Origin of the sequence: Halopseudomonas sp. MFKK-1 (assembly GCF_027474385.1) — a bacterium.
Lineage (GTDB): Bacteria > Pseudomonadota > Gammaproteobacteria > Pseudomonadales > Pseudomonadaceae > Halopseudomonas > Halopseudomonas aestusnigri.
The window spans coordinates 2,683,597-2,708,644 of the sequence record NZ_CP114836.1 but is presented as its reverse complement, the minus strand read 5'-3'; the positions used below and the strand labels follow the sequence as shown (position 1 = coordinate 2,708,644).

Here is a 25,048-nt window from a genome sequence, read left to right as displayed (position 1 = left end):
CCCTCCCGCTAACGAGAAAACGCGAGCCGAATAACCCTTGCCCGTTTCGCCGCCCCAGGGGCCCCGGCACCCCTTTCGGGCGCCCCAAATCGGTGCACCATCCGCCCCTACCCCCCGAACCGCTCGATGGCCCTGCCGATCGCGCCTTCCACCAGCGCATCGTTCTCAGCCACCCGCCGGACGACCCGATGAAAGTCGAAGCGGGCCGAGTAGTTGGGTTGCTTAACGAACAGCAGCACCAGAGCAAGGGTCTTGCCTCTTCGCTCTGCGATACCAATGGGGGTCTTGCCGCGCTTCATCACGAAGAACGCCTTCGCGTGGCCCTTCTTCAATGACCGAGCGCTGCGGGTTGCGACGATGGTCGAGCCAGACGGGTTGTCTGCACCCAGACCAGAAAGCACTTGCTGCATGTGACCGCGAGACATGTTGCCGTAGGCGTCCATCCGCGCGCCCGGCCCCGGGGCCAGGAACATACCCGAAGGCAAGATGCCCTTTTCCCGCAACCGGTACTCCGACCGCTTGACCGATCTGCCGCCGCCGTAGACTTGCGGCTCAAACCAAGCCTCGGGCGCCTGACCACCGCCCGCCCCGTCCTTCTCATCCTTGACCCAGACCGCCGCCTCGGGTGCCGATGGCTTGGCACGCAGCAGCCTGAATGCGTTCAGAGTAAAGCGCGTGGGCCTGTCGAATGCAGTGCGGGCCTCGGCCTGCAGCATCTTGATGGCCTCGGCTCCAACCTCGTTGACCGCCCATGCCAGTGCAGGATTGGCCTGCTTGCCCAGCTTCGCCAGATCTGCCAGCGCGTCGTCCAGGTCGGTGACGGCCAGACCAGCGCCGATCACCGCCTCACCCCTCAGCCTTGCGCAGCACCGCTGCCACGTTGCCGCGTGACCGCCAGACCATGACCGCGAGGATCACAAACACGATCAGCAGGAACGGGCTGACCGGTGCCACCTGGTGACCAGTAAACGGCGCAAGGGCCACGGTCAGCGAGTAACCGCCAGTGCTAACCGCCAGCAGGTATGCGCAAACGCTCATGCCCGGACGATAGCGAGCACCCTGCCGGCGAAACGTAGCCACACGCCAGCAGATAGCGCCGCACAGCATCGAGGCGATCAGGGTAGACAGGTCGATCATCATTTCTTACCGAAGCCAGGGATAATGGATAACCAGCCGGGCGCCTTCCCTGTCTGCACAAACTCCATGATGCTCACGCAGAACGCCACAATGAACAGTCCGCCCAGCAGCGCCGGCAAAGCCGAGGTAGTAGCCCACTCGCGAGCAACCACCTCGGCAGCAAAGAAATACCCACCGACCCACGAGAACAGGAAGTTCCCGGCCCGCGCCTTCCAGCTCAGGTCCTTGGACATCACCATGAAGAACAGCGCCCCGGCGAATGCGCCGATCACAGCTTCCAGGTCAACGCCCGGGACAAGGCTCGCCGCAGACACACCGACCAGCCCGGCCGCTGCGATAGTCCCGCTGCTGATGTCGGTCATACTGGGTCTCCGTAATGCGAGGCCACACGCATGAGGCCAAATCGAATGCTGCCGGCTACCTGTACACCGGAAATAGAAAACCCCGCCGGAGCGGGGTTTGGGGTTTGCTGGCAGCCAGTCCAGCAGGGGAAGCGTTGTGCGCTTGCTGCTGACGCACGAATGAAACGTTAGAGGACTTTTTACGCTACACCGTCAAAGGCGTAAACCATCGATTAACGCCGTCTCCGTGGCTTTGCGTGGGCAGTGCGTGCAAGGTGTGTTGAACGCGCGTTAGCGCCAAAACACGCCCGACGAACGGTAGAGACTATTTTCACGCCACCCGGCTCAGCCAGGGCAACTCAGCCAGCAAGATCGGCTCCACCAGCACATGCAGCTGGTGGAGCTTGCTGCGGTAGGTCGCCTGCGACCGCCAGCCCATACGCCGGGTCTGCTGCTCCACCAGCGGCATCGGGTCGGTCAGATAACGCACCCGGGCCAGCTTGGCCAGCTCAACGCCCACCTTGCCATGCCCGCCCGCCTCAACCGGCTGCCGAATACGCACCAGCGCTTTCTCGACAGCCTCACCGAGTGCGCCCATGTCACCAGAGGCCAGCTCACACACTGATGACCCGCCCGGGGCCGTACTCCGGATCATCTCGCCCTGCGCATCGATCAATGCACCAAGCGTGCACTGCAGCATTGCCACCGTGCCCCGCCGCCGATACTGGTCTCCCCAGGTAATCAGGGCCATTTCAACCCGCTCGATCATCGCAACACCCCCTGTTTTCCAACCCTAGACAGAAATCGACCAACCCTAGACACAACCCCAGACAGCAAAACCCTTTTAAAAACAAACACTTTTTTATAACTGTCTAGGGTGTCTAGGGTTGATAGGGTTTTTTCCTCACGCATGAACAAAAAACACCAAAGCTGATTGCGATAAATACGCGCCCGCGCGCGCGTAAAAACCCCTGCAACCCTAGACACTTGAACGCCAGCCGCTCTAACACGCGGGCTGTAGCTGTCTAGGGTTTGATTCTGCAACCCTAGACACACCCTAGACACCCCGGACAGATTACGCATCAGGGCCTCCCGCATTACGCAGCGGCGCGCTGTATCCAATGCAGCCGTCCCACTTCTCCGGGTGCCAGCCCGCCTCAGCAGCCTGCCTGCGCCAATCGCGCACCAACTGGCCCAGCCGCTTGCCATCCGACAGGTCGAGCCCATCAGGCGGGTTAGGCACAAAGAACATCGAGCGCCTTCGGTTGTTGAAGTCGTCGTACCAGAAGTACTGCCCCGGCGACTTGTATGTATCCGGCTTGGTACCGAGGAACAGCCCGAACTTCGTCTCGCTCAGCTTGTGCTCACCACCCCGCGAGCACCACTCAGTGAATAGACCGTATAGGTCCTGCGTGCGGCAAGGGCTGAACGGAATGCCCAGCCCGTCAGTCTTCCAGAGGTTGTAGAACGTCTCCCACGCGGTAAAGCTCAGCTCCACCAAGCGCTGCCGCGCTGGCGTCTTCGGTGGCCTGGTGCGCTCGTCAAAGTCGCCAAGGTCATAATCCAGCAGGTACTGGTAGAACGCCTCAATACCCCCGTTGGCCAGCTCCCAGCCGATCCGCTTCTGCGCCTTTTCCGGCAGCGTCAGCTCTGGCCACAGCACCAGCATGCGCCGGTCGTTCTCCCCGATCGGCCAGGGCAGGATCTCGTTGGACAGGAACACGGCGTTCATATAGTTCGCCTCTTCCCACCCGTTCATGAACTTGCTCTCGATGCGCACCGTCTTGCCGGTGACCATGTGCTTGATCTTGCCGGTTTGGTTGTAGCGCTGGTCCCGGCTGACGACCTCCTCAAACAGGCCATACAGCTTGCTCGACTGCCACTGGCTCCAGCTGCTCTCCAGCTGCACTTGGCCAACCGTCGCGCCGTATTCCCCATAGATTGGCCGCATGATGTCGCCGAACAGCAGGCTCTTACCCGAGCCCTCCATCGTCGAGTGCATCAGCACCGCCGTGTCCAACTTCGCGCCCACATGCTGCAGCGGGAAGGCCAGCCACTTCGTCAGCCAGTCGACCGCATCCTGCTGGCCGTTGCACAGAAACCCCAGCAACCAGACGATGCCACGGCACAACTCTAGATCGGGGTTCGGGGTAAGAGGCAGGCCCTCAAACGTATTGATCGTATCCTTCGGGCTTTCCGTCATGCGCGGGTCAAACACCAGATTCGCAGCCGGGATTACCTGTCGTTGGTCCGAGTTCTGCCACAGGCTGAACGCATCACCCAGCGCCAACTTCACCGCCGCCGATGGCAAACGCTGCCGCAGCTGGCGGTCATAGATATCCTGCGAGCCATCCAGGTACACATAACGCCAGTACAAGTCCTTTGTCGTGACCTGCCCCTTCGACTTGCCCAGCCGCTTGCCCAGCTTCGCATCAGTCTCCAACCGTTTCGCATGCTCAGGGTCCACGCCCTTCTTGCTCGGCAGGTCATACCACTGGTTGCCCAGCGCCTTGCCCACCATCGCCAAGAAGCCCGTCTTCTTCACGACCACCTTGCGGTGCAGGTCGAATACCTTCGTCTCACCCTCAACCAGCGCAAACCGGGCCGTCACCTTCTCCAGCGTCCAGCCCGGAGCCTCCCCCGCCCCCTCTTCTGGCGGTGCCGCACCAGCGGCGGGCGCTTTGTCAGATGGGGCCGGGGGAAGGTCATCAGCCGCGTCAGGCTCGCCTGCAGTGCGCACACGCGGCAACGGCGCATTTGCCGCAGCACGCTGCAACTGCTCGCGCACCACGTCCAGCCCAAACTCTACGTGCAGGTCATTCCAATCGATCTTGCGGGATGCCGTCATGCCGCCTCCCTGCTCTGCTCCGGCGGTACCGGAAACACCGCAACCGCGTCAAACTCCAACGCCAGCGCCTCGGCCTGCACCCTGCCCGGGTTATCCCCGCTCGCTTTGGGGTCATCATCACCGGCAATCACCAGCTGCGCGTGCGGGTAGCGCTCACGGATGCCGCGGGCAATGTGCGCCATGTTGCCCAGGTCCACACACATGATCGTCGGCCACTGCGTCGCCTGGTACACGCTGCAGGCCGTCGCGTAACCCTCGGCCAGCGCGATCACCTGCATATCATCCGACCGCCCCACCCAATGGCAGCAACCCTGCTTGCGGGCAAACTTCGGGAACAGCTTGGTGCCGTTGCCGTTAATGCTCTGGTGGCTCCAAACGGTACCGTCCAGATCGGCCAGCGGGATCAGAATGTCCCCCGGCCCGTACTTGCGGAATGACAGATGGTCAGGGCGCGGGTTTGGCATCGACTGGAAAAACTGACCGATACTCTCCCCGGTCCAAATCTCACACACCCCGCGCTTGTCGTCGGTCACCATTAACACCGGCTGCGTCACGAAGCGCACCCCGAATGCCGGCGCCTGCTTGCGCTCCAGGTACGCAGATTTGCCCCGCGCCTTGGTGAACTCAGACAGCAGGCGAACAGTTGCAGCCTGGATCTGCTGCTGCATGTTCGCCTTGCGCTCTTCGTCCGCCAGCACCTCAGCCTCACGCTGCTTGCGGCGGGCCTCCTGCTCAGCCCGCTGGCGGCGCTTTTCTTCCGCGGTCAGGCTCTGCTTGCGCGGCTTCCAACCCCGCTCCTTTGCCAGATGGATAACGGTGCCGATACCCGTCTTGCCGCGCTTGCAGCTCTTCCAGACCGACTTAGCGTCGGCTGCCTTGTATGAGTCGCCGTTCTGGCTCCAGCTGTTCCAATCATCAAACCCAGCCTCACCAAACTCGGACTTAACGCCCATGGCCACCTGCACCCAGGTCTCGCGGTCATGTGCATCGATATGGGCCAGCAGCCCCGGCAGGTCATCGAGGGTAATGTCAGGCAGATCAGCCATTGCCCACCCCCTTATGCTCACGGATCGCCTGGCAATCCACACAGCACTCAACCCCCGGCAGCGCCTCGCGCCGCTTGAGGGGAATGGCTTCATCACAGTCGAGGCAGTACGGGTGGTCGATAGCGGGCCGCGAGGCTTTCTGGAGGCGGGCCGCGAGGGCATCATCGAGCATCTGCTGGGCGCGGTCGCTGCCCAGGTCGCAAGCATCAGCCATGGTCTGCGCCCTCCGCGTCTTCCATCGCTTGCCGCGCGCCGGCGCAAATGCCCAGCAGCTCGGCAATCACACGCCCAGCGCAGTGCTCCAGCTTCAGCACCTCGTGCAGATCCCAGCGCCCATCAGCCACGCCCTCATGCAGGCTGGCCACAAAGCTGGCGTCTGCACCGGCCATTGCTGCCAGCCCAAGCAGCGCCTGCGGCGTGACCTTGACCGGCTGTGGCTTGAACGCGACCGCCCCACTGGGGCGCACCAGCGCCGCAGCAAGGCGTTCGTCTTGGGTGATGGTGAGAATGTCCTCGATCCACTCCGGCATGATCGGGCGGTTAAGGCTGGGGCTGAGCGCCTTGGTCAGCGCATCGGGTGACACCCCCATTTCCAGGGCAACAGCAGTAATGCCCCCGCGGAAATCACGGCAAGCGCGATACAGCGCGGCCCTGAGTGACAGCACCGGCCCAGCGTCCGGCAGCAAGTCTTTACGGCTCATAGGTCTTATTTCCCCTTTAACGCCGTAGCCAAGGCGCGCAGGGGCGCTTATCCTTGGTCTACAGCAGTCGCCGGCCCCTTTGCACTGGCTGTGTCAGGGGCTGACTGTTGTGCGGTGAGCGGTGTGGTAGCTGCTCACCAACCCCGTCAGGGCCTTGGGTCTTCCGTGGTAGGTGGTCCCTTGGCTCTGACACCTATTCAGCCAGTCGCAACGCGGCTGGCTTTGTTTCTTGCTCTGTGCCGGTAGCGGTCTGCTGGTGAGGCTCCCGCTACCGGCTCCCGCCGTGCTTAACGTGGCTGTGTATCCGGCGGGTATTGCTCAGGCTGCTACCGGCTCCGGGCCAAGCAGACCGTAATGCAACAACACGTCCTGCATGGCTACTGCGCCGCCGCTGTGCTGAGCAAGGCTTTTCATCAAGCGCACGCTTGGCTCCTTGGTCGCATACAGAATGTGAGTGGTGAGATAGTTCACCGTGGTGTTGCAGGCCGCCGCGTAAGCCTCAAGGGCTTGAGCGTCCAGGCCCTTAATGAAGTCTTTTAAGGTCATGGCGTGATCCTCCTGCCGACAAAGCTACCTGATAGGTAGTTTTCACGCAATACCCCATTGGCAATTTACCCCAGAGGTAACTAACCAGATACTTACGCCATGACAGTCCAAGACATTCGCTACCAAAACACACTCCGCCTGCTGGCAGAGCGCAAACTCAAGCTGAAGGAGTTTGCCGAGCTGCTTGGGAAATCCCCTGCTCAGGTCTCAGCTTTCGCAGGCAGAAACCCCCACAAGAAAATCGGGGAGCAGGTAGCGCGGGAGATCGAAAAGGCATTCAACATCCCGAAGGGCGCCCTGGACTTCCCAGAACATCAGAACGTGTCAGCCGGTCGCCCAGCCGGACGGCAGCTACCAGTGATAGGAAGCGTGGTGGCAGGTACCTTTTGCGAAGCATTCGACCAATTCCACCCAGGCGACGCCGAAGAGTGGATCGAGGCCCCCGGCCCAGTTGGCCCCAACGCTTTCATCCTGCGGATCGAAGGCATCAGCATGGAGCCCAAGTTTGTTGATGGCGACAAGGTCGTTATTGACCCATCACTGGAGGCAACCCCCGGCTGCTTCGTGGTGGCAAAGCGCACCAGAGACAACGGCGTGACCTTCAAGCAACTGCGCCGCGAAGGCGACGAATACTACCTCTACGCCCTGAACGACAGCTGGCCAGATCGCGTGATCAAACTGGATGAGGAGTGGCATATCTGCGGACGCGCTCGCTGGAAGATATCGGACCTCTGATCGAAACAACCCAAAAAACTACCTATCAGGTATTGCAAACTACCTGAAGGTAAACTAGATTTGTGTTGAACCCACCTACCACACAGGTTCAGCACAATGCAGACACAGCCAAGCAACACCTGCAGGGTATACCTGCACCCCACCGCAGCCACTAATCCGGCAGCTATCGCAGCAGTCATCGCCCGCACCGGCATGGCCATCGTTATCGGTGGCAACCGCCGCGGTGCTGCCCTGCGCGCCTCAGACCGCCCCGAAGACCTCGGCCCGTGGAACGGAGGTGACGCCGCGTGAACAAGCTCACCGCCAACAGCCAGCGCCTGCTGGTTCACCAGATTAAAAACCGCGGCTCTTTCCTCGTTGTGCTCGAGCAGCCCAACGGCGAGCGCGTGCGCGCCAAGCTGGAAACCCAGCACGATGATCAGCGCATCAACCTCACCCTGCGCGCCTGCGGCACCGTCAACAGCACCACGCTACCACTGGTGCAAGCTGACAAAACCCTCAAGCACCGCGCCCAGCGCTGGATTGAAGACTGCGCCAATGGCCGGCTGGAGCGTGCAGCGTGAGCCGGGAAGAACAGCGGAAAGTGGCTCTCAGAGCAATAGCCCGCATGCTGGAACAAGTTCGCCGCCCCAAAAGCTTCGACCTTGGCGAGTATGGGCACCTCGGCGGCCTGATCAATATGGCGGCCTTCCTGGGCGTGATCGACTTCTCTGAGGCTACCCGACTGGTTGAGCTCAAGAGCAACGCAGGGGATTACGCCGCCCGCGATTACCGAGCAGAACAGGAGCCCACCCATGCCGCGTGAATTCGACCTCGGCCAAGCAGCCAAAGCGCTCGGCACCGGGCGCACCCGCCTGTGCCGTGAACTCAAGGCCCGCAAAATCCTTGACCAGTTCAATCTGCCCAACAACCAGAGCGACATCGAGGCCGGGCGCTTCCGTGTGTGCCTCAAGTCGCACAACGGCAACCCGCAACTGAACAACGGCAACGGCGTCACCTACGCCAAAACCCTTGTCACCGAGAAGGGCCTGCGCTGGCTGGCCGGCCTGCTGGGCGTGCAGATTGAGGAGGCCGCATGATCAACAAGACCTCCACCAACCCCCTGCCGCTGATCTCCGACACCATCGGCGCGATCAAGCTGCTGCAGCTGCACCTGCAACACCCCAGCTATGTGGACACCAAGCAGGCCAGCAAGGCAGCAGACGACGCCCTGCAGCGCCTCACCCTGCTGGACGACCAAGCCCTGCGCCTTGCAGAAGCCCTGCACCTGGGCATTGCCCGCTTCCCGCACCCGCTGAGCGTCAGCGTTGGGCTGTCTGGTCGTGATCTGGACATGCTGCAGATCACAGTCATGGACGGCGAGCACGTCATGCGCACCATCCAGGCCAAGACCGTCGAAGGCCTGCGCGAACTGCTCGCCCTGGGCGACCTGTCACCGGAGGCAGCATGACCACCGCCACCCTGGCACAGCTGCAGCGCCGCTACACGCTGCCGTATCTCACCCTGAGCGAACTGCGCGCCGAGCACTTCCCGCACATTCGCACAGACCGCCACCTGCGCCGGCTGATCGATACCGGTGAGCTGCAAATCACGCTCCAGCGGCTGCACGCATCCAAGCGCAGCCCGCTGGTCGTCACCCTGGAAGAGCTGGCCCGATACCTTGACGCCCAGCTCAAACAGGCCAACGCCGCCTAAGCGGCACACAACCAGAGGAAACCCACGTGGAAAACCAACACCGCAAGATCAGCGGCTACCGCGAGCTGAATCAGGAAGAAGTTGACCTGATGAACCGCATCAAGGCCAAAGGCACAGAGCTGCTGCAGCTGCAGGCCGAACTGGCTAATCACCTACTCGATCAGCGGCAAAAAAAGGCCATCGCTTCAGAGAATGGCCAGCAGGCCGCAGTGCATGAGTTCGTTCGTTTCTCCCGCGCAGAACCAGAGCGCTGGGCAGCCATCGGCAAGACCGACATTCAAACCGGAATCATGGCCCTCGTCCGTGCTGTAGCCCAGCCCGACGAAGCCTGATCAACCGCAACCACCAAGAGGAAGCACCAATGAAACCTACCGACCCGGGCGAGTTCATCGCCAGCTTGAACGCCGGCGTACTCGCCAACCAGATGGGCATGGCCCTTTCGCACGTCGCCGCCGGCGTCGTTGAGCACGGCAAGAAGGGCAAAGTCACCCTCACGCTTGAGCTGAGCCAGATCGGCGACAGCCACCAGGTGAAAGTGGCCCACAAGCTGGACTTTACCGAGCCAACCAAGCGCGGCAGCAAGCGTGAAGACACGGCCACCGAGACACCGTTCTTCGTCACTGCCAACGGCCTGCAGCTGTTCGCAGACAACCCCAGCGGCCAACTGTTTAGCAAGCAGGACGCCCCGGTCGTCGCCCGCGACTGACCGCCAGCAGCACCAATCCACCTACCACAAGGAAAGACCTAATGCTGACAGCAGAAACACTCAAGCAAATCACAGACGCCGCCAACGTCGCCTACGGCAAGCCGCTGGAGTCGTTCACTCCCGCACTGCTGGTTCCTGATAGCTACTCGCTGAAGAACATCGAGCATCTGCAAGAGTTCCGCAGTCGCTTCCGCGGGCAACTGCGCACCGAATCCATCGCCGACTTCTGCAAGTACGTCAAAGAGCACCGCGTAGAAACCTTCGCCACCATCGGATTCGTAGACGCAGAGCGCATGGCCTGCAATGTCATCTTCAATCTCGGCCACATCGAAGAGCCAGGCCACGGTGACGACGAAGCGCTGCTGCAGCTCAAGCCCACCGCTGCGTTCAAGGCCATGAAGCAGATCGCCGGCGAACACCTCGGCCAGACCAAACTGGCCGAATGGATGGAGGACTGGCACGGCAACCTGGTCGTGATCGACGCCAACGGCGAGAAGATGGAAGTCGCCGATGCCGTACAGAAGATCCGCACCATCACCATCACTGCGAAGGCAGAGCGCACCAGCTCCGAGAGCAACTTCGGTACCAGCCGCAGTGCGATGGACTCCATTGAAGCCAAGCACGCCGAGAAGCAGCCGGCCGAACTGCACTTCACCACTGTGCCGTATGAGGGCCTTGCAGCACGCACCTTCATCCTGCGGATCAGCATCCGCACCGGCGAGAAGCCAACGCTGATGCCCCGCTGGGCCATGCAGGAACAGAACGAAGAAGACATGGCGCAGGAGTTTAAGCAAGTACTACTGAACGAGCTGAGCGAAGTCGCAGACCTCACCGTCGGCACCTTCGCCATCGGCAAGTAACCACCAACAGCAGCCAGCCCGGTGCAGCACCTACCACTGCGCACCGGGCGCAGGGAGACACAGCCAATGACCGAACCAACCACCCTCACCGCCATCCACTACCTGGGCGCCGCCATCCTCGTCCTGATCGCCCTGTTGGCCATCGCCTGCTGGTGGGCTTATGACGCATTTGAGCGCGGCAGCAGCATGGGCCGAGCCGAACTCAGCAAGCTGCGAGCCGGTATGAACTCGGCAAACCGTAACAACAACGACCTACGCCGCGAGACAGTCAGCCTCAAGAACCAGCTGGAGCGCACCAAGTCGGACTACGCCCAGGCACTGGAACAGCAGCAGCTGAACCACGAGCAGGAGCTGCAAGCCCTGCGCGCCAAGTGCACCCCGCTCAGCGAGCGCGACGTCAGCACCATCCAGCAGATGGCCGAAAAGCTCAACCTCAGCTCGCCCGCGCTCCACGCCGCCGGCCACTTCCGCGAAGCCAAGCAGGCCAAAAACCTTGCCTCCTGCGGTTTCCGTATCGTCGACGACCTCAACCGCGCCCGCGCAACGCAGGAGGCAGCATGACAGGCCAACCCATTCGCACCCGGCAAGAGCTGATGCAGCAACACGCCGCCCATGCCGCCAACATCGCCCTGCTGCTGCGCACCCCGGCCGAGGGAGAAGCTGCCCGCTTTCGCCAGCAGAAGACAATCGACAACCTGCGCAACCAGATGCTGGACATCGACATCCAGCTGATGCGCCACGAATGCGCAGAGGGGGTGTGATATGCAGTCACCTGACCAGAACGTCGAACGCAACCGCCAGCTGCTGCTGGACCGCTCCCTTGTCGGCCTCAAGAAGTACGGCGTCACCACCGAGCGCGACGACCTGACCCTGAACGAATGGCTGCAGCACCTGCTGGAAGAGCTGCTGGACGCGGCCAACTATGTGCAGGCGGCGATGCACAATGCTCAGCCGCCTAACACCAACCTTTACTCTTGTCCGGAAACCAACCGCCCCCCCTGCATCATCGGGACAGCAACGCACCTGAACGTTGCACTTGAGCTGCGCAATGAACGGCTGCGCCAGGTCAATGCCGAAGGCTGGACCCCCGAGCACGACGACGAGCACGCCAGTGATGAAATCGCCGCCTTTGCTGCCCTGTACGCCCTGCCCGAAGCATGCCGGGACTGGGACGCCCGCAGCACCGGCTACGGCAACACCCTGGCAGAAGCCATCACACCCAAAGGCTGGCAACCAAAACTCGGTGACCGCCGCCGCGAGCTGATCAAAGCCGGCGCCCTGATCATCGCCGAAATCGAACGACTGGACCGCGCAGCACTGCGCGACGGAGGTGCCCAGTGAACGGTATCCACGAAGACGACTACAGCGCCATCGGCACCCAGCACGAGCAGGTTACCGGCCGCATCAACGACCTGCTGATCGAGCTGCAGAACCACGCCTACGCCACCGGCGTTGAGCGCGGCAAAGAGCTGGCCAAGCAGGCAGCTATCGAGGCGGGCACTATCTCGCCAACGCTCTGCCAAACCATCCACCTCGGGCAACCCGGCGTTACCGTTGAGCCCTGCCTGATGCTGGGGCCGGATGAAGAGGAGGCGGCCTGCCTGCTGTTCACCGCCCCCGGTACCGAGGTGCGCCTGACCTGGCCAACGCAGACCCAGGCGCTCGCCGTGCTGGCTGCGGCAACTGCCGAGGCCTGCACCGAGGCAGACGCACCACCAGTGACCTGCGAATGCGGCGACAGCTATCCCCTCAGCAGCCACGGTGCAGGCTTCATCGAGGGTCGCGGACACTGCGCGAACTGCGCCGCGGGCGCGGGTGAAATGGCATCGCTGCTGGGGGTGAGCCCTGCGCCTCAAGCAGGGCTTCCACCTTTCAAGATTTTGACCGCTCTGCAGCACGCACCTGTGACATACAGCAACAACACCTGCGCCTCCTTGCCTGCCGAGATGGCGGAACAGGAAAAATGGCAAGTGCGTTACCTCGCCGGCGAAACCAGTGAAGAGCGTAATCACTGGCAGGACAGTTCGGAAGATCGCGCTTTATGGTGCATAGCCCGCAACATCTCCGCTATGGCACGCGGGAACACTGCGCCGTGGGAAGTTCGCAAAGTTATCACCATTGACCCAAGTGTCCCGCGCACTGCCACACACTCCCCAGCACTGAAAGCCGTGCCCCTCGCCCCAAAACACCAGGGCATGCGCATCAGCGCTGCCGGCATGCTCAACCGGGTTGGCGGCCGCCTCCAGTTCGGCGCACGCGAAATGCTCAAGCACCTCGAAGAAATGGCCACCCGTTACTACGCCGGCGATATCGCTGCAGTGGATGAATTCCTGCAGCTGTACTGCCTGGACGAGAAGCGCCCTGAGCAGAAAGGACCAGCTGAGAGTGGAGGTGCAAAGTGATCGAGCGAGGCACAGAGCACGAGGAAGCAGAGCGCCTATCCCCGTCGGTGAGCATGCCGCGCGAAGTAGTAACAGATGCGGGCACTGTAGGGCGAGCAGACTGCCGCGAAGTGCGCGGCTATTGGGGCGAAGTCTATCCCTGCCCGCGCTTATCACGGCTAGTTAAAAAGCGCTGCGGCCCGAACTGCGAGCTTTGCGGAGGAACAGGCCTTCGCAAAGTGTGCAATCAGACTGCTTGCCATGAATACGGGTGTAATGGCGGCGTGCATTGCTATGCGCCTCCACCGGCATCAGAGCCGACCAAAGCGAAGCGCAAGCGAACAATCAGCGAGCGGTTCTGGCGCTGGATGCGGAAAGAGGAAGCCCTATGAACCTCCACACCCAATACCAGCTCAACTACGCCAACGACCTGCGCATCGATCTGTTCGCAGGTGGCGGCGGGGCCAGCACCGGTACCGAAATGGCGACCGGCAAGCCGGTGGATATCGCGGTCAACCACAACGAGAACGCGATCAGCATGCACCGCGTGAATCACCCCTACACCCAGCACTTCACGTGCGACGTGTACGAAGTGAAGCCGCACGAGGTCACCGGCGGGCGCCGAGTGGCACACCTGCACGCCTCTCCAGACTGCACCCACCACAGCCAGGCAGCAGGCGGCCAACCGCGTAGCACCGCAAGCCGGTCACTGTCGTGGGTTATCGCCATGTGGGCAGGCCAGGCGGCGCCGGCAATGATCACGATGGAAAACGTCAAGCAGATCCGCAACTGGGGGCCACTGGTAGCTAAGCGCTGCAAGGTCACCGGGCGCGTGGTCACACTCGACCGCATCACCTGCCCCCGCACAAACAAGACCATCAACCGCGTTGCCGACCCGGGCGAGCGGGTACCGGTGCAGAACCAGTTCCTGATCCCCGACCCGAAGCGCAAGGGCAAAACGTGGCGCGCCTTCCTTAAGCACCTGCGCGGGCTTGGGTACCAGGTAGAGCACCAGCTGCTGCGCGCCTGCGACTACGGCGCAGCCACCACCCGCGAGCGCCTGTTTCTGGTCGCCCGCCGCGACGGCCTGCCCATCTGCTGGCCTGAGCCGACGCACTTCGAGAAGCCCAAGCGCGGCCAGAAGCGCTGGCCAGCCGCAGCCGATCACATCGACTTCAGCCTGCCCTGCCCGTCGATCTTCGACCGCCCCCGCCCGCTGGCCGATGCCACCATGCGCCGCATCGCCAAAGGCATCCGCCGCTTTGTGCTCGATAGTGCGCAGCCCTTCATCGTGCCGATCGCCAACTGGAGCAGCGACCGCGTACACCCCGTCGACGAACCATTGCGCACCATCACCGGCCAACCCAAAGGAGGGGCGTTTGCGCTCACCGCACCAACGCTTGTCAAGTTCCGCGCCGACAGCATTGGCCACCGCCTCGACGAGCCACTACCGACGATCACCAGCGGCGGCGGCAGCAAACGCCCTGCAGGCGCAGCGCATGCGATGGGAATTGCCAGCGCGGTGCTGATCAACGCAGCGCATGGCGAAGGCAAACCAGGCAGCGCGCAGCGCTGGGGCATCGGCAGCCGAGCCATCACCGGCCCAGCCCCAACCATCACCGGCTCTGCTGGCGGCGGGCAAGCGATCGCTTGCGCTTTCATGGCCCAAATGAACGGCGGCTACAACACCACGCCCGGCCACCCGCTCACTCGGCCAGCCAGCACCATCGTCGGCAAAGCCAGCCAGCAGCAGCTGGTCACCGCCAATTTGGTCACCCTGCGGCAGAACTGCGACGGCCAAGCAGCCGATAAACCGCTGCCGGCGGTAACGGCTGCAGGGCTGCATCACGCCCTGGTTGAATGCACCCTCTCCCCCGAGGTGATCGAGGAGAAAGCCCTGCGCGTTGCCGCCTTCCTGATCAACTACTACGGCAACGGCGATGCCCGCGACCCAGGCAAGCCCCTGGACACCATCACCACCCGCGACAGGCTCGCACTGGTGACCGTCCTGTACCAGGGCACACCCTACGTCATCATCGATATCGGCCTGCGCATGCTCCAGCCCCGCGAGCTCTACGGCTGCCAAGGCATGCCCAGCAACTACATCATCGACCGCGGCCACGACGGCCGCACGTTCAGCAAATCGGACCAGGTGAAGATGGTCGGCAACAGCGTCAGCCCATACCCCATGGCCGCGCTGGTGCAAGCCAACGAGCACGATCAGCAGCTGATGCAGGGGGTGGCGGCATGAAAACCCCACTCATCCTGCGCAGCCTCGACCTACCACAGCACTGCGACATCTGCGGCCACCGCCGCAACCAGGGCAACCACAACCGCTGCTCTCGCAAACGCCAACAGATCGGCCAGCAGCGCCGCCAGCAGGAGGCCCAATGACAGCGCGCAAACACAGCATCCAGAAGCGCCGGAACAAGATGACGGAGATCCTGCTGCGCACCGTCGCCATCGTGCATCACAGCGCCCTCGGCTACGGTGAGGTGCGCACGGTCGACATGAAGCTCGAGCGCGTCTCCCTGCTCGACCGCTACCAGGCCGGCGCGATCGCCCAATGGGCGCACCCCTGGTGCATCCTGATGGCCGTGATGACCGACGACAAGCGCATGCACACAGCTGTCGTAAACCTCAGCTCACCGATGGTGCAGGCCGACCTGACGCCCACGCTTGAAGAGGAGCACCAGCGGCTGCTGGCCAAGGTAAAGATCGAGATAGGGCTGGAGGGCAACGGCGTCCAGGTCCATTCGTTCGGATGGATCGCAATGCCACGTCAGCAAGACGTTGAAGACGAGAAAGCCGAGCGCCTGTTTGCTGCTGCGCTGCGGACAATGCGGAGGGCTGCAGCATGAACACGCTGTTTCTACTGATGGCGCAGTACAACGGCTTGGCCATCGTGCCGCTGGAGAGAGTCTGCAACGACTACTTCCAGCACCTGACGCCGGAGAAGATGCTGCGCAAGGTCATGGCCGGCGAGATCGATCTGCCGATCACGCGGATTGAGGGAAGCCAGAAAGCGGCAAAGGGGGTACACCTGCAGGATCTCGCGACCTACCTGGACGAGCAGCGCCGGCGCGCAGTTGTGGAAAATGACAAGCTACACGGCCGCTTCAAGAAGGCCAGCTGACGTGCCGGGCCCTGTGTCACTTTCGATCCGCTGGCACGACCTGCTGCCAGCGGCATCAACAGCCAGCGAACGCCGCCATAGATGGGCGCGCTGGCTGCAGCTCACCAGATCAGCAGGCGAAGCTGGGCGCGCCCGCTACTGGGCAACACCCGACCACACCTGCAGGACATGCCAGCACCGCCGTGGCAGCTGGTGCACAGCACAGGGCCTCCCCTGCTCAGTGCACCCGATAGCGACCATGAGCCACAATCAGATCGGCCTTGCATGTATGGGCGCGGGCTATATGCAACAGCCGCCCGAGCAATTACCGCTACCGATCAGGTAGCCCGCGAACCCAAATCTACCGGCGCATCAACAATGCGCTGCAGCCACTCCCAGTCCGCGTACTTGTCACCCTGCTTGCGCAGGTGCGTGTAGCGCCGCAGCGAGTTCCAGTCCCGGTGGCCTGACACGCTGGCCACCCGAGGGATATCCCAAGCCATCTCAAACAACCGGCTCACACCCTCATGCCGCAGATCGTGAAAGTGCAGGTCATCGATCTGCAGGAACTTGCAGGCCCGGATCCAGGCAGCACTGACTGATGAGCTGTTATAGGGGAATACCTCGGCGCACTCCCGCGGCATGCTCTGGAGGATCGCCCAGGCTTCGTCCGGCAGAGAACACCAGACGTTATTGCCGATCTTCTGGCCCGGGTTCTTCATGTCCCGCACCATAACCCGCTTATGCTCGGCGTCCACGTCTTCCCAGAGGATCCGAGTAATCTCATCCTGTCGGCGCGTAGAGAATAGCGCGAAGCCGATCACCTTCAGCATGTTGATAGAACTCGGGCGCCGTTGCTGCATGTCAGCAAAGTGCTGCAGCAGCAGATCCAGCTCTTCAAGCGTCGGACGCCGGTTGCGTTCTTTGCTACGCGAGGTGAGACCCATCTTGCGCAGCACCTTGCGAGCATCAGTCATCGCATGCGGGTCGACCTCATACCCCCACGCAGGCTTGGCTACCGCCAGAACCGCCCCCAGATGCGACAGATCATTGCCCACGGTTTGAGGTGTGACACCGCCGCCCTCCGGGCCAGCGCGCCAGGTGGCGTACTCAACCAGCACCTGACTGGTCAGGTCGCAATCCATCACCTCACCGAGCCAACTTGATGCGATCGCTTTCAGGGTCGCCAGCTTCGTCTTACCGAGCGGGCGCATCGTGCCCACCTGATCGATGTACTGGTCGATCATCTCAGCAACCGTCGCTCCCTCGCGCATCGCCCGGTCAAGGGCACCGGGCTGGGCCAACTCCCCCTCCCGTCGCTTCAGCCAGGCGGTGGCCGCCTGCTTGCGATCGAAGGTCTGGCTTTCCTGATAAACTGTCACCCCACCCCGCATGATCCTGATCTGGGCGGTGTGACTCGATGATCCGTTCTTGCGCTTGCGCGTAGTAATTGAGCCCATTTTCCCTTGCTACATTTTTTGAAAGCCTTGCTACATTGTAGCAACGACATATCAAAAACGGGCGAAAACGGCACAAAATAGGCAATAAACAGGCAGTAGAAAATGCACCCAGAATCGCAATCCAGCCCAGTAACCACGCGCCTAGAGCCCAATCGCCGCTTCAGCGTTGCGCCGATGATGGACTGGACTGATCGCCACTATCGCTACTTTGCGCGGCTGATCAGCCGGCACGCATTGCTGTATACCGAGATGGTGACAACCGGTGCGGTGCTGCATGGTGATCCCGAGCGGTTTCTGGGATACAGCGCCGAGGAGCAGCCGCTGGCGTTGCAATTGGGCGGCAGTAATCCGCAGGAGCTGGCTCAGTGCGCGGTGCTGGCCGAGCGAGCCGGCTACGCCGAGGTTAACCTGAACGTCGGCTGCCCCAGCGACCGGGTGCAGAACAATATGATCGGCGCCTGCCTGATGGCGCATCCGGCGCTGGTGGGTGACTGTGTGAAGGCGATGCAGGATGCCTGCAGCACGCCGATTACGGTCAAGCATCGCATCGGCATCAACGGCAGGGAGAGTTACGAGGAACTGTGCGATTTCGTTGGCACTGTTCACGCCGCAGGCTGCACCAGCTTCACAGTGCATGCGCGCATTGCCATTCTGGAGGGGCTGTCGCCGAAGGAGAATCGCGAGATACCGCCGCTAAAGTACGAGGTGGTGCATCAGCTCAAGCGCGACTTCCCGCAGCTGGAAATCATCCTCAACGGCGGCCTGACCGACCTGGATGTCATGCAAGCGCAGCTTGCCCACGTTGATGGCGTCATGGTCGGTCGCGAGGCGTACCATAACCCATGGTTGCTATCCGAGGTAGATCGCCGCTTCTTCGGTGACGACTATCCGCTGCCGTCACGGATCGAGGTGATGGCACTGATGCGCCCGTATATCGAGCGCCACATCGCCGCCGGCGGCCAGATGCACCACATTACGCGCCATATGCTCGGGCTGTTCCAGGGCTTACCCGGCGCGCGCCACTTCCGCCGCGAGCTGAGCACGACCATTCATCGCACCGACGAGCCGCTGGCGCTGTACGATGCGCTGCTGGAACAGATGCAGGCACGCGTTGGCTGATTGCGGCTGTCAAAGCCTATGAGGTAAGGTCGGAGCAGACTAGGGAGTACCACCGCACCATGACCTCAAAACTCGAAAGCCTGAAACAACACACCCTGATCGTCGCCGACACCGGTGACATCGATGCCATCCGCCAGCACCAGCCGATCGACGCGACCACCAACCCCTCACTGCTGCTCAAGGCTGCAGGCCTGCCCAGCTGCGCGCCTCTGCTGGAACGTGCTATCGGCGAGGCAAAAGGCAGCGCAGAGCCGCTTGGCAACGCCTGTGATCGCTTTGCGGTAGCGGTTGGCAGTGAGATCCTGGGACTGATCCCGGGGCGCATTTCTACCGAGGTGGACGCGCGCCTGTCGTTTGATCAGGACGCGACCTTTCGCAAGGCCTGCGAGCTGATCGAGCTGTACGAACGTGCCGGCATCACCCGTGATCGGGTACTGATCAAGATTGCCGCCACCTGGGAAGGGATTCAGGCCGCCGCCGCGCTGGAACGCGAAGGTATCCAGTGCAACCTGACGCTGCTGTTCTCGTTTGCGCAGGCCCAGGCCTGTGCCGATGCCGGGGTCTATCTGATTTCGCCCTTCGTGGGCCGAATCTATGACTGGTACAAGCAGCACGAAGGCCGCGACTTCAGCGGTTTTGATGATCCGGGCGTGCAATCGGTGGCGCGCATCTTCCGTTATTACAAGGCGCACATGTACGAGACAGTCGTGATGGGTGCCAGCTTCCGCAACACCGGACAAATCGAAGCCTTGGCCGGCTGTGACCGCCTGACCATCAGCCCGCAACTGCTGGAGAGCCTGGCCGATCAGGCCGGCACACTGACGCCGTCACGATTGCTGCGGGAAGGGGCTGTCGACCCGCGTGTCGAGCTGGATCAGATCGGCTTTCGCTGGGCTCACAATGAGGACGCCATGGCAACCGAGAAGCTGGCTGAGGGAATTCGGGCTTTCGCGGCAGACCAGCTCAAGCTGGAACAGTTGGTTGCAAGCAGGCTGGGCTTAGCTGTCTGACTTTTCCAGTGCACTGACCAGGTCGCGAAACGCTTCACGGTTACTGTCGTTGAGGTCCATCAGAATGCGATGGGCCTCCAGCACCTTGTGTTTGACCTTGTCTTCGGAAAGCATCTGCGCCGGCAAATCCTGCAGCTCCTCGCAGGTCGGCGTGGATTCGGACACGATATTGAAGACCTGATCAAACCCCATGCTCTGCAGCAGGCGGTTCATGTCTTCATGGTTGGATACCAGCGTCGGCAAAAAACCAACCTTCTGCCGCGACAGGATTGAAAGCTTCGCAAGCAGCCCCAGCGAGGTGCTGTCGATGCACTCTGTCTCTGTCAGATCGATCACAATGGCCTTGAAAGTCAGCACACTGAAGATCTTTTCGATATAGGCATCCAGCGCCGCACACAGCGTCAGGCGCACGTCACCGATAAACTTGAGCACAAAGGTGCCTTGCGCTTCCGCAAACTGAATCTTGCCAGTCGTCATCATTCTGCGTTCCTGCTCAACACCAATACGGATATATCATCGGGCATCGTTTTATCGGGCCCCAGCCCGAGGGACGCCATGATACCTTGCATGCGGCCATCCTGCTCGGCTATCAGCACAGGAAGACGCGCTTCCTTCTCCTTCAGGGTAGCCCCTTGCAGACAGTCCAGCACACCATCGGAACACAAGGTAAGACTGAAGCGCTCCGGCAAAGGGATGGTCTGATCCTGATACTCGGCATCCTCGAACAAGCCTACCGGCCGCCCCTTGCCTGTCAGATAGTGCGCCTCGCCATCGGCGCAGATCACCGGCAGCGGCAGGTGGCCACCAATACTGTAGGTCAGCGTCTGGTCCTGCTCATCAATCACACCACCGAGCATGGTTACATGCTTGCCAAGCTTGCAGCTGATCAGGCTGCGGTTGATGTGGCCCAGCACGTCTGAGGGCTTGAACTCGATACGTCCCTGGCCTTCCAGCTTGCGACGCTCATAAAGCAAACGGGTGGTCATGAACTTGAGCAACACGGTCACGAAGGCAGAAGAAGACCCATGGCCAGACACGTCTGCCAAATAGAACGCCAACTGCGAGTCGGATACCCGGAAATAGTCAACAAAGTCCCCCGAGAGGTACAACGACGGAATCAGCTTGTGCTCAAGGGTGTACTCGCCACTGACCCAGGGTGTGACAGGCAGCATGTTGAGCTGCACCTGATGCCCGGCAGCCTGATCGTCACGCAGCTCCTTGAGGTGGACCTCAAGCTCGCGGTTGGCACGTTCAAGCCGCTCGCGAATCCGTTCGTTCTCCAGACGCAGGCGATAACGGTCAAGCGCTCGCCGCACCGCGTGCTCCAGTACCTCGGGGTCATTCAGGGGATTGAGGAGAAAGTCGCTGGCACCCAGTCTGAGCGCCTGCACCACGTCGTTCATTGCGCCGTCAGCCGACATGACAATAACCGGGGCGCCATGCGCCGACTCGGTCATCTGGCGAACCAGCTCAAAGCCCTGATTGTCGCCGAGTTGCAGATCACACAGGATCAGCTCGGGATGCCGGGTGTTGAACAGGGTCAGGCCACTACCAGCGTTCGTCGCCTGGAGCACGTCATACCCGTTCCCTTCCAACAGTGCCGACAGACTCTGACGAGCCTTGTCGTCGTCATCGATCACCAGCAGTGTGGTGCCTGGAGGCTGCATAGAATCCCTACGTCATTGTCGCTGCGCGCATCATTCGCGGCGACCACAGGGTGATTTGGATAAACCGGAAATAACCCGGCGTTTTCAAAGGGGAAACACTACTCCCATCCGTTGCCGCAAGCAACCGTTGCAGAAGGACCGCAGGGTGCTTGTCGAGGTCTCGACTCGGAACTAGGATGACGGGTAGAAAACCAGAAAAACCGACATATCTGCCAGAGCCGGAGTCGCCGATGTCGTTTCATGATCAGCAGTACAGTGAGAAGCGTGATTTCATGCGTATGACGGTGGAAACTGCCGCCACACTTACCTTTGGTGCCGATAACCATTCGTGCGACGTTATTTGCCGCGACCTTTCCAACCAGGGAGCCCAGGTCACGGCGGGTGAAGCCGTCGCCGCTGGCACGCTCATCACCCTGTCGATTCCCTCACCCACCCCCGGCATGCAAGGGCTGCAGGCCAAAGGAGAGGTAGTGCGCTGCCAGGCAGAGAACAACGGCCGCTTCAGTATCGGGCTGCGATTCGACAGCCTGAACTGACACAGCCGTGCCCCACCCCGGCGATCAGAACTCGTCGGGGACGTTACCGTCACGCACCTTGTATTCGCGATTCTGAAGATAGGCATTGCGAACAAAGGTGTAGCGATCTCCGGTGATCAGGCGCTCCTGATCCAGCAGACCACTGCGGATATCGACCGTCTCCAGCGCAAACATCTGGTTACGAACGCGCACGTCGTTCATATAGCCGGTGTAGGTGTAATTGAGGAAGTTCTCTGGAAGCTTCGACGCCGTATCGCGCACTGTATTGGGCCCGAGGAAGGGCAAAACCAGATACGGCCCGCTCTCAACCCCCCAGTAACCAAGGGTCTGCCCCAGGTCCTCATCGTTGCGCTCCAGCCCCATGCGAGTAGCCACATCCACCAGACCGAAGCCACCCAGCAAGGTGTTGAACAGGAAGCGCGACATGTCGACACCGGCTTCGTTGAACTTGCCCTGCAGGCCATTGTTCAGGAAGTTGGCCGGCTCTTCGAGGTTGTTGAAGAAGTTGCCCACCCCATCGCGCATAAATTGCGGAGTTACCGCCTTGTAGCCCTTGGCAACCGGCTTGAGCGTATAGCGGTCTACCGTATCGTTGAAGCTGAAGGTGACGCGATTGAAACGCTCCCACGGATCCGGATCCGCATACTCCGACGCGTAATCGTCGTAGTCATCGGCAGCAAAAACGGGTGTAATACAGGTCAGCGACAGCGCCGACAACACCATTGCCAAGGCTCCTGTATTCAACAGATTCATCAGCGGTTTCTCCATTCTTCGCTTTTGAGATGCAGTCGCCGAAGGGCTCTGCGGGCCTGCCAGTGTAATGCATAATTTCCGTGAATTTCAGTGATATTTACCATGACCGATCCGAACAAGACCCTGCTCTATACCACCGAAATCCCCATTCGCTATGGCGATATGGACAGCAACCAGCACGTCAACAACACCCGGTATTACCAGTATCTGGAAGACGCCCGCATCGAGTGGCTGGACGGCCTGGGAGCGCCCCGACGTGAGGTAGGCCAGGGCCTGGTGCTGCTGACCTGCACCCACCATTTTCTGAAGCCGGCCTTCCACCCGGGCACCATCATTGTTGAGCTGTACGCCGGCGTGGTTGGTCGCACCAGTCTGACGCTCGAGCACAAGCTTTACATCAAGGGCCAGCCCGATGTGATCGGGTACGGCGACGTCAAGATGGTCTGGATTACTGTCGACAATCAGCGCCCGATTCCGGTACCCAACAGCGTTCGGCTTGCCATGGGAGCCGAGCCGCTGGACGAAGCCGGGTCATAAAGCTGACACATTTTGCAACCATCATGTGCGGTCAACACGCGTTTGCGACCAGGAGCACCGCACATGACCGCACAGCAGATCGAGGCTGTTCTCTTCGATCTTTCAGGCACCTTGACAACAGCCCGATCGAACGCCAGCGCCGCCACATTGCTGCCGCAGGCAATTCCTGCCCTGGAGCGGCTGCGCCATGACGACATCCGCACCGGCCTGATTATTCAAGCTCCTGACCATCCGTTCGCCTCGCTGGACGCGCTAACCGACGCCACCGTTCGCAGCGACGACCAGCTGCGCCCCTTCCCTGCGCCCGACCTTCCCGCCGCCGTTGCCGTGCGCCTCAAGGCCAGCGCCCTGAAACGCTGCGTTCTTGTGAGCGGCTGCGCCGACGGCATCAGCGCGGGGCTCAACGCCGGCCTTTGGACGGTTGGCACCGCACTCAGCGGCGCTCTGGACCGACATGGCAACGAGCGCTGGGCAACACTGACACATGACGAACAGGATCGCATACGGCTGCAGGCAACCATGACGATGATGAACGCTGGCGCTCACTATGTCATTGATGACATTAGCGAACTTGACAGCTGTCTGCGGGATATTGCGCTGCGTCAGACAACGGGCTGATTGGCGCAAAAGCGGCGGACGTCGTATTGATCTGGGGGTATAGTGGAACCAAACCGGATGGACAGGAGAACCGTATGCCCTCAGATCGTTTGAAGTCTCAGCTGGAGTCTTTGCAGCAAACACTGAATGAAAGCAACTCGCCGCTTAGCAGCGAAGAGCACGAAGCCCTGCAGGCGCTGGCAACCAGCCTTGAGGCACGACTGCTGAATGAAACCACGGATCTGCAAGTTGATGAAGACCCAAGCCTGGTGGACGGCGTCAACCTGATGGCCGAACAATTCGAGGCCCGTCACCCCACCCTTGCAAGTACCCTGCGCAGCGTGATGCAGAGCCTGGCCGACATGGGCATCTGACAATCCCGGTGCTCCGCTGCGGCGGAGCACCGGTACTTTTCCTACTGTCGCGCCAATCGCAGGTTTTCCGGCATGCCGGGTTGCGTTGAGCGCCAGGGATTGATGTCCAATCCACCCCGACGAACATAGCGCGCATAAACCGTCAGCGTCGCCCCTTCACCCAACAGCTTGAGAATATCCAGGAAGATACGTTCCACGCATTGCTCGTGGAAATCCGAGTGCTGCCTGAACGAAACCAGGTAGCGCAGCAGAGACGCGTGATCGAGTTGAGGCCCGCTGTAGCTGATCTGCACAGAACCCCAATCCGGCTGACCTGTCACCGGGCAGTTGGATTTCAGCAAATGACTGTGAAGGACCTCGGTCACCGGCCCTGCGTTGGGTGCAAGGGTCAGCAGCGACGGATCGTAACTGTACTCGGATACCTCAACCTCCAGATCATCGACACAGGTACCGGGCAATACCAGCAAACCCGCCTGATGCAGCTGCTGCATGCTCAGCAAGCGGACCATGACCGGCCCCTGCGCCGCAACCGACAGGTCGGTTTCCAGCGTCTTCAACAGGTCGTGGCGATCACGAAAAACCGTCTGATTGAGTGAGTTCAGGTACAGCTTGAAGGACTTGGACTCGACAATCCGCGCCGCCTTGATCGGGAACACGAACTCGGCCGCAGCCACCACGGGCTTGCCAGAGGGTGTCAGCCAGGACAATTCGAAGCAGTTCCAGATATCAGCGCCGTGAAACGGCAGTTGCTGCGGATCCAGCCCCAACTCCTGCCATTTCGGCAGTCGTGAGATTGGATACAGCAGCGACGGCGTGTAAACGCTGATGTAGGTACTGGACTTGCCCAGCGGCGACTCGGTCGCAGGATGATCAGACATGGAATA

General features: G+C 61.3%; 38 protein-coding genes. 24 read left to right on the top strand and 14 right to left on the bottom strand.

The features are described from left to right. Window positions 1-107: 107 nt before the first annotated feature. From O5O48_RS12665 to O5O48_RS12625, 9 genes are all read right to left on the bottom strand, one after another. The gene (locus tag O5O48_RS12665) at window positions 108-842 is read right to left on the bottom strand and encodes a hypothetical protein (protein ID WP_332367344.1); all 735 of its coding nucleotides are present in this window, start codon (window positions 840-842) and stop codon (window positions 108-110) included. A 4-nt stretch (window positions 843-846) separates the two neighbouring features. After that, window positions 847-1,137, bottom strand: a complete 291-nt coding sequence (locus O5O48_RS12660) for a phage holin family protein (protein ID WP_269687197.1) — start codon at window positions 1,135-1,137, stop codon at window positions 847-849. Next, window positions 1,137-1,499 carry a putative holin gene (locus O5O48_RS12655; protein ID WP_269687196.1) on the bottom strand — a complete coding sequence of 121 codons (363 nt, stop codon included), beginning with the start codon at window positions 1,497-1,499 and terminating at the stop codon, window positions 1,137-1,139. The genes O5O48_RS12660 and O5O48_RS12655 overlap by 1 nt, the downstream gene beginning before the upstream one ends. Window positions 1,500-1,809: 310 nt before the next feature. Then, the gene (locus O5O48_RS12650) at window positions 1,810-2,247 is read right to left on the bottom strand and encodes a hypothetical protein (RefSeq protein WP_269687195.1); all 438 of its coding nucleotides are present in this window, start codon (window positions 2,245-2,247) and stop codon (window positions 1,810-1,812) included. Between the two features lie 306 nt (window positions 2,248-2,553). Beyond that, window positions 2,554-4,326: a DUF5906 domain-containing protein gene (locus O5O48_RS12645; RefSeq protein ID WP_269687194.1), complete on the bottom strand. Its 1,773-nt coding sequence runs from the start codon at window positions 4,324-4,326 to the stop codon at window positions 2,554-2,556. Further along, window positions 4,323-5,372 carry a PriCT-2 domain-containing protein gene (locus O5O48_RS12640; protein WP_269687193.1) on the bottom strand — a complete coding sequence of 350 codons (1,050 nt, stop codon included), beginning with the start codon at window positions 5,370-5,372 and terminating at the stop codon, window positions 4,323-4,325. Before O5O48_RS12640 ends, O5O48_RS12645 begins: the two co-directional genes overlap by 4 nt. Then, the gene (locus O5O48_RS12635) at window positions 5,365-5,586 is read right to left on the bottom strand and encodes a TraR/DksA C4-type zinc finger protein (protein ID WP_269687192.1); all 222 of its coding nucleotides are present in this window, start codon (window positions 5,584-5,586) and stop codon (window positions 5,365-5,367) included. The genes O5O48_RS12640 and O5O48_RS12635 overlap by 8 nt, the downstream gene beginning before the upstream one ends. Next, window positions 5,579-6,073, bottom strand: a complete 495-nt coding sequence (locus O5O48_RS12630) for a phage regulatory CII family protein (protein ID WP_269687191.1) — start codon at window positions 6,071-6,073, stop codon at window positions 5,579-5,581. Before O5O48_RS12630 ends, O5O48_RS12635 begins: the two co-directional genes overlap by 8 nt. 318 nt (window positions 6,074-6,391) lie before the next feature. Further along, window positions 6,392-6,619, bottom strand: coding sequence for a hypothetical protein (locus tag O5O48_RS12625; protein ID WP_269687190.1), 228 nt, complete (start codon window positions 6,617-6,619; stop codon window positions 6,392-6,394). Window positions 6,620-6,718: 99 nt separating this feature from the next. On the opposite strand from O5O48_RS12625, the gene O5O48_RS12620 reads away from it, so the two are divergent. From O5O48_RS12620 to O5O48_RS12535, 18 genes are all read left to right on the top strand, one after another. Next, window positions 6,719-7,354 carry a LexA family protein gene (locus tag O5O48_RS12620; RefSeq protein WP_269687189.1) on the top strand — a complete coding sequence of 212 codons (636 nt, stop codon included), beginning with the start codon at window positions 6,719-6,721 and terminating at the stop codon, window positions 7,352-7,354. Window positions 7,355-7,450: 96 nt separating this feature from the next. Next, a complete protein-coding gene (locus tag O5O48_RS12615; RefSeq protein WP_269687188.1) occupies window positions 7,451-7,645 on the top strand; it encodes a hypothetical protein in 195 nt (64 codons plus the stop codon). Further along, complete coding sequence (locus O5O48_RS12610; protein ID WP_269687187.1) at window positions 7,642-7,917, top strand: hypothetical protein; 276 nt, start codon at window positions 7,642-7,644, stop codon at window positions 7,915-7,917. Before O5O48_RS12615 ends, O5O48_RS12610 begins: the two co-directional genes overlap by 4 nt. A 44-nt stretch (window positions 7,918-7,961) precedes the next feature. Beyond that, window positions 7,962-8,159, top strand: a complete 198-nt coding sequence (locus O5O48_RS12605; RefSeq protein ID WP_269687186.1) for a hypothetical protein — start codon at window positions 7,962-7,964, stop codon at window positions 8,157-8,159. Then, on the top strand, window positions 8,149-8,433 hold the full coding sequence (locus tag O5O48_RS12600; RefSeq protein WP_269687185.1) for a phage antirepressor KilAC domain-containing protein: 285 nt from the start codon (window positions 8,149-8,151) through the stop codon (window positions 8,431-8,433). The genes O5O48_RS12605 and O5O48_RS12600 overlap by 11 nt, the downstream gene beginning before the upstream one ends. After that, window positions 8,430-8,804 carry a hypothetical protein gene (locus O5O48_RS12595; protein ID WP_269687184.1) on the top strand — a complete coding sequence of 125 codons (375 nt, stop codon included), beginning with the start codon at window positions 8,430-8,432 and terminating at the stop codon, window positions 8,802-8,804. Before O5O48_RS12600 ends, O5O48_RS12595 begins: the two co-directional genes overlap by 4 nt. Beyond that, window positions 8,801-9,049 carry a pyocin activator PrtN family protein gene (locus O5O48_RS12590; protein WP_269687183.1) on the top strand — a complete coding sequence of 83 codons (249 nt, stop codon included), beginning with the start codon at window positions 8,801-8,803 and terminating at the stop codon, window positions 9,047-9,049. Before O5O48_RS12595 ends, O5O48_RS12590 begins: the two co-directional genes overlap by 4 nt. A 26-nt stretch (window positions 9,050-9,075) precedes the next feature. Continuing rightward, entirely contained in the window at window positions 9,076-9,381 is a 306-nt protein-coding gene (locus tag O5O48_RS12585; RefSeq protein ID WP_269687182.1) for an Acb2/Tad1 domain-containing protein, read from the top strand. Window positions 9,382-9,410: 29 nt separating this feature from the next. Then, window positions 9,411-9,755: a hypothetical protein gene (locus O5O48_RS12580; RefSeq protein ID WP_233048839.1), complete on the top strand. Its 345-nt coding sequence runs from the start codon at window positions 9,411-9,413 to the stop codon at window positions 9,753-9,755. A gap of 41 nt (window positions 9,756-9,796) precedes the next feature. Then, window positions 9,797-10,615, top strand: coding sequence for a DUF2303 family protein (locus O5O48_RS12575; RefSeq protein ID WP_233048838.1), 819 nt, complete (start codon window positions 9,797-9,799; stop codon window positions 10,613-10,615). 66 nt (window positions 10,616-10,681) lie between these two features. Further along, complete coding sequence (locus O5O48_RS12570; RefSeq protein ID WP_269687181.1) at window positions 10,682-11,176, top strand: hypothetical protein; 495 nt, start codon at window positions 10,682-10,684, stop codon at window positions 11,174-11,176. Then, the gene (locus O5O48_RS12565) at window positions 11,173-11,376 is read left to right on the top strand and encodes a hypothetical protein (RefSeq protein WP_269687180.1); all 204 of its coding nucleotides are present in this window, start codon (window positions 11,173-11,175) and stop codon (window positions 11,374-11,376) included. The genes O5O48_RS12570 and O5O48_RS12565 overlap by 4 nt, the downstream gene beginning before the upstream one ends. A 1-nt stretch (window position 11,377) precedes the next feature. Beyond that, entirely contained in the window at window positions 11,378-11,956 is a 579-nt protein-coding gene (locus tag O5O48_RS12560) for a hypothetical protein (protein WP_269687179.1), read from the top strand. After that, window positions 11,953-13,017, top strand: a complete 1,065-nt coding sequence (locus tag O5O48_RS12555; protein ID WP_269687178.1) for a hypothetical protein — start codon at window positions 11,953-11,955, stop codon at window positions 13,015-13,017. Before O5O48_RS12560 ends, O5O48_RS12555 begins: the two co-directional genes overlap by 4 nt. Before the next feature lie 367 nt (window positions 13,018-13,384). Then, a complete protein-coding gene (locus O5O48_RS12550; protein ID WP_269687177.1) occupies window positions 13,385-15,247 on the top strand; it encodes a DNA cytosine methyltransferase in 1,863 nt (620 codons plus the stop codon). After that, window positions 15,244-15,390, top strand: a complete 147-nt coding sequence (locus O5O48_RS12545) for a hypothetical protein (protein ID WP_269687176.1) — start codon at window positions 15,244-15,246, stop codon at window positions 15,388-15,390. Before O5O48_RS12550 ends, O5O48_RS12545 begins: the two co-directional genes overlap by 4 nt. Next, a complete protein-coding gene (locus tag O5O48_RS12540; protein ID WP_269687175.1) occupies window positions 15,387-15,857 on the top strand; it encodes a hypothetical protein in 471 nt (156 codons plus the stop codon). The genes O5O48_RS12545 and O5O48_RS12540 overlap by 4 nt, the downstream gene beginning before the upstream one ends. Next, complete coding sequence (locus tag O5O48_RS12535; RefSeq protein ID WP_269687174.1) at window positions 15,854-16,132, top strand: pyocin activator PrtN family protein; 279 nt, start codon at window positions 15,854-15,856, stop codon at window positions 16,130-16,132. Before O5O48_RS12540 ends, O5O48_RS12535 begins: the two co-directional genes overlap by 4 nt. Before the next feature lie 317 nt (window positions 16,133-16,449). Here O5O48_RS12535 and O5O48_RS12530 read toward each other — a convergent pair whose 3' ends face one another. Next, window positions 16,450-17,571 (bottom strand): site-specific integrase, encoded by a 1,122-nt coding sequence (locus tag O5O48_RS12530; protein ID WP_434006942.1) that lies wholly within the window; start codon window positions 17,569-17,571, stop codon window positions 16,450-16,452. Window positions 17,572-17,673: 102 nt separating this feature from the next. On the opposite strand from O5O48_RS12530, the gene dusA reads away from it, so the two are divergent. Next, a complete protein-coding gene (gene dusA / locus O5O48_RS12525; protein ID WP_269687172.1) occupies window positions 17,674-18,690 on the top strand; it encodes a tRNA dihydrouridine(20/20a) synthase DusA in 1,017 nt (338 codons plus the stop codon). Window positions 18,691-18,749: 59 nt separating this feature from the next. Next, entirely contained in the window at window positions 18,750-19,700 is a 951-nt protein-coding gene (gene tal / locus O5O48_RS12520) for a transaldolase (protein WP_269687171.1), read from the top strand. Here tal and rssC read toward each other — a convergent pair. Both rssC and O5O48_RS12510 read right to left on the bottom strand, forming a co-directional pair. Then, a complete protein-coding gene (gene rssC, locus O5O48_RS12515) occupies window positions 19,689-20,177 on the bottom strand; it encodes an anti-sigma factor antagonist RssC (RefSeq protein ID WP_088274321.1) in 489 nt (162 codons plus the stop codon). The two genes, tal and rssC, sit on opposite strands and share 12 nt — an antisense overlap. Next, entirely contained in the window at window positions 20,177-21,367 is a 1,191-nt protein-coding gene (locus tag O5O48_RS12510) for a PP2C family protein-serine/threonine phosphatase (protein ID WP_269687170.1), read from the bottom strand. Before O5O48_RS12510 ends, rssC begins: the two co-directional genes overlap by 1 nt. Before the next feature lie 230 nt (window positions 21,368-21,597). Between O5O48_RS12510 and O5O48_RS12505 the strand changes: the two genes are divergently transcribed. Beyond that, a complete protein-coding gene (locus O5O48_RS12505; RefSeq protein WP_160003140.1) occupies window positions 21,598-21,903 on the top strand; it encodes a PilZ domain-containing protein in 306 nt (101 codons plus the stop codon). A gap of 24 nt (window positions 21,904-21,927) precedes the next feature. On the opposite strand, the gene O5O48_RS12500 is transcribed toward O5O48_RS12505, so the two are convergent. Further along, window positions 21,928-22,656 carry an MlaA family lipoprotein gene (locus tag O5O48_RS12500; RefSeq protein ID WP_269687169.1) on the bottom strand — a complete coding sequence of 243 codons (729 nt, stop codon included), beginning with the start codon at window positions 22,654-22,656 and terminating at the stop codon, window positions 21,928-21,930. A gap of 102 nt (window positions 22,657-22,758) precedes the next feature. Between O5O48_RS12500 and O5O48_RS12495 the strand changes: the two genes are divergently transcribed. The 3 genes from O5O48_RS12495 (at window position 22,759) to O5O48_RS12485 (ending at window position 24,164) form a co-directional block, all read left to right on the top strand. Then, entirely contained in the window at window positions 22,759-23,193 is a 435-nt protein-coding gene (locus tag O5O48_RS12495; RefSeq protein ID WP_088273954.1) for an acyl-CoA thioesterase, read from the top strand. Between the two features lie 63 nt (window positions 23,194-23,256). Beyond that, complete coding sequence (locus O5O48_RS12490) at window positions 23,257-23,811, top strand: hypothetical protein (RefSeq protein ID WP_269687168.1); 555 nt, start codon at window positions 23,257-23,259, stop codon at window positions 23,809-23,811. 74 nt (window positions 23,812-23,885) lie between these two features. After that, on the top strand, window positions 23,886-24,164 hold the full coding sequence (locus tag O5O48_RS12485; protein ID WP_088273952.1) for a DUF4404 family protein: 279 nt from the start codon (window positions 23,886-23,888) through the stop codon (window positions 24,162-24,164). Window positions 24,165-24,205: 41 nt separating this feature from the next. Here the strand turns inward: O5O48_RS12485 and queF are convergent, their stop codons facing one another. Beyond that, window positions 24,206-25,042 carry an NADPH-dependent 7-cyano-7-deazaguanine reductase QueF gene (queF, locus tag O5O48_RS12480; RefSeq protein WP_269687167.1) on the bottom strand — a complete coding sequence of 279 codons (837 nt, stop codon included), beginning with the start codon at window positions 25,040-25,042 and terminating at the stop codon, window positions 24,206-24,208. Between the last annotated feature and the right edge of the window lie 6 nt (window positions 25,043-25,048).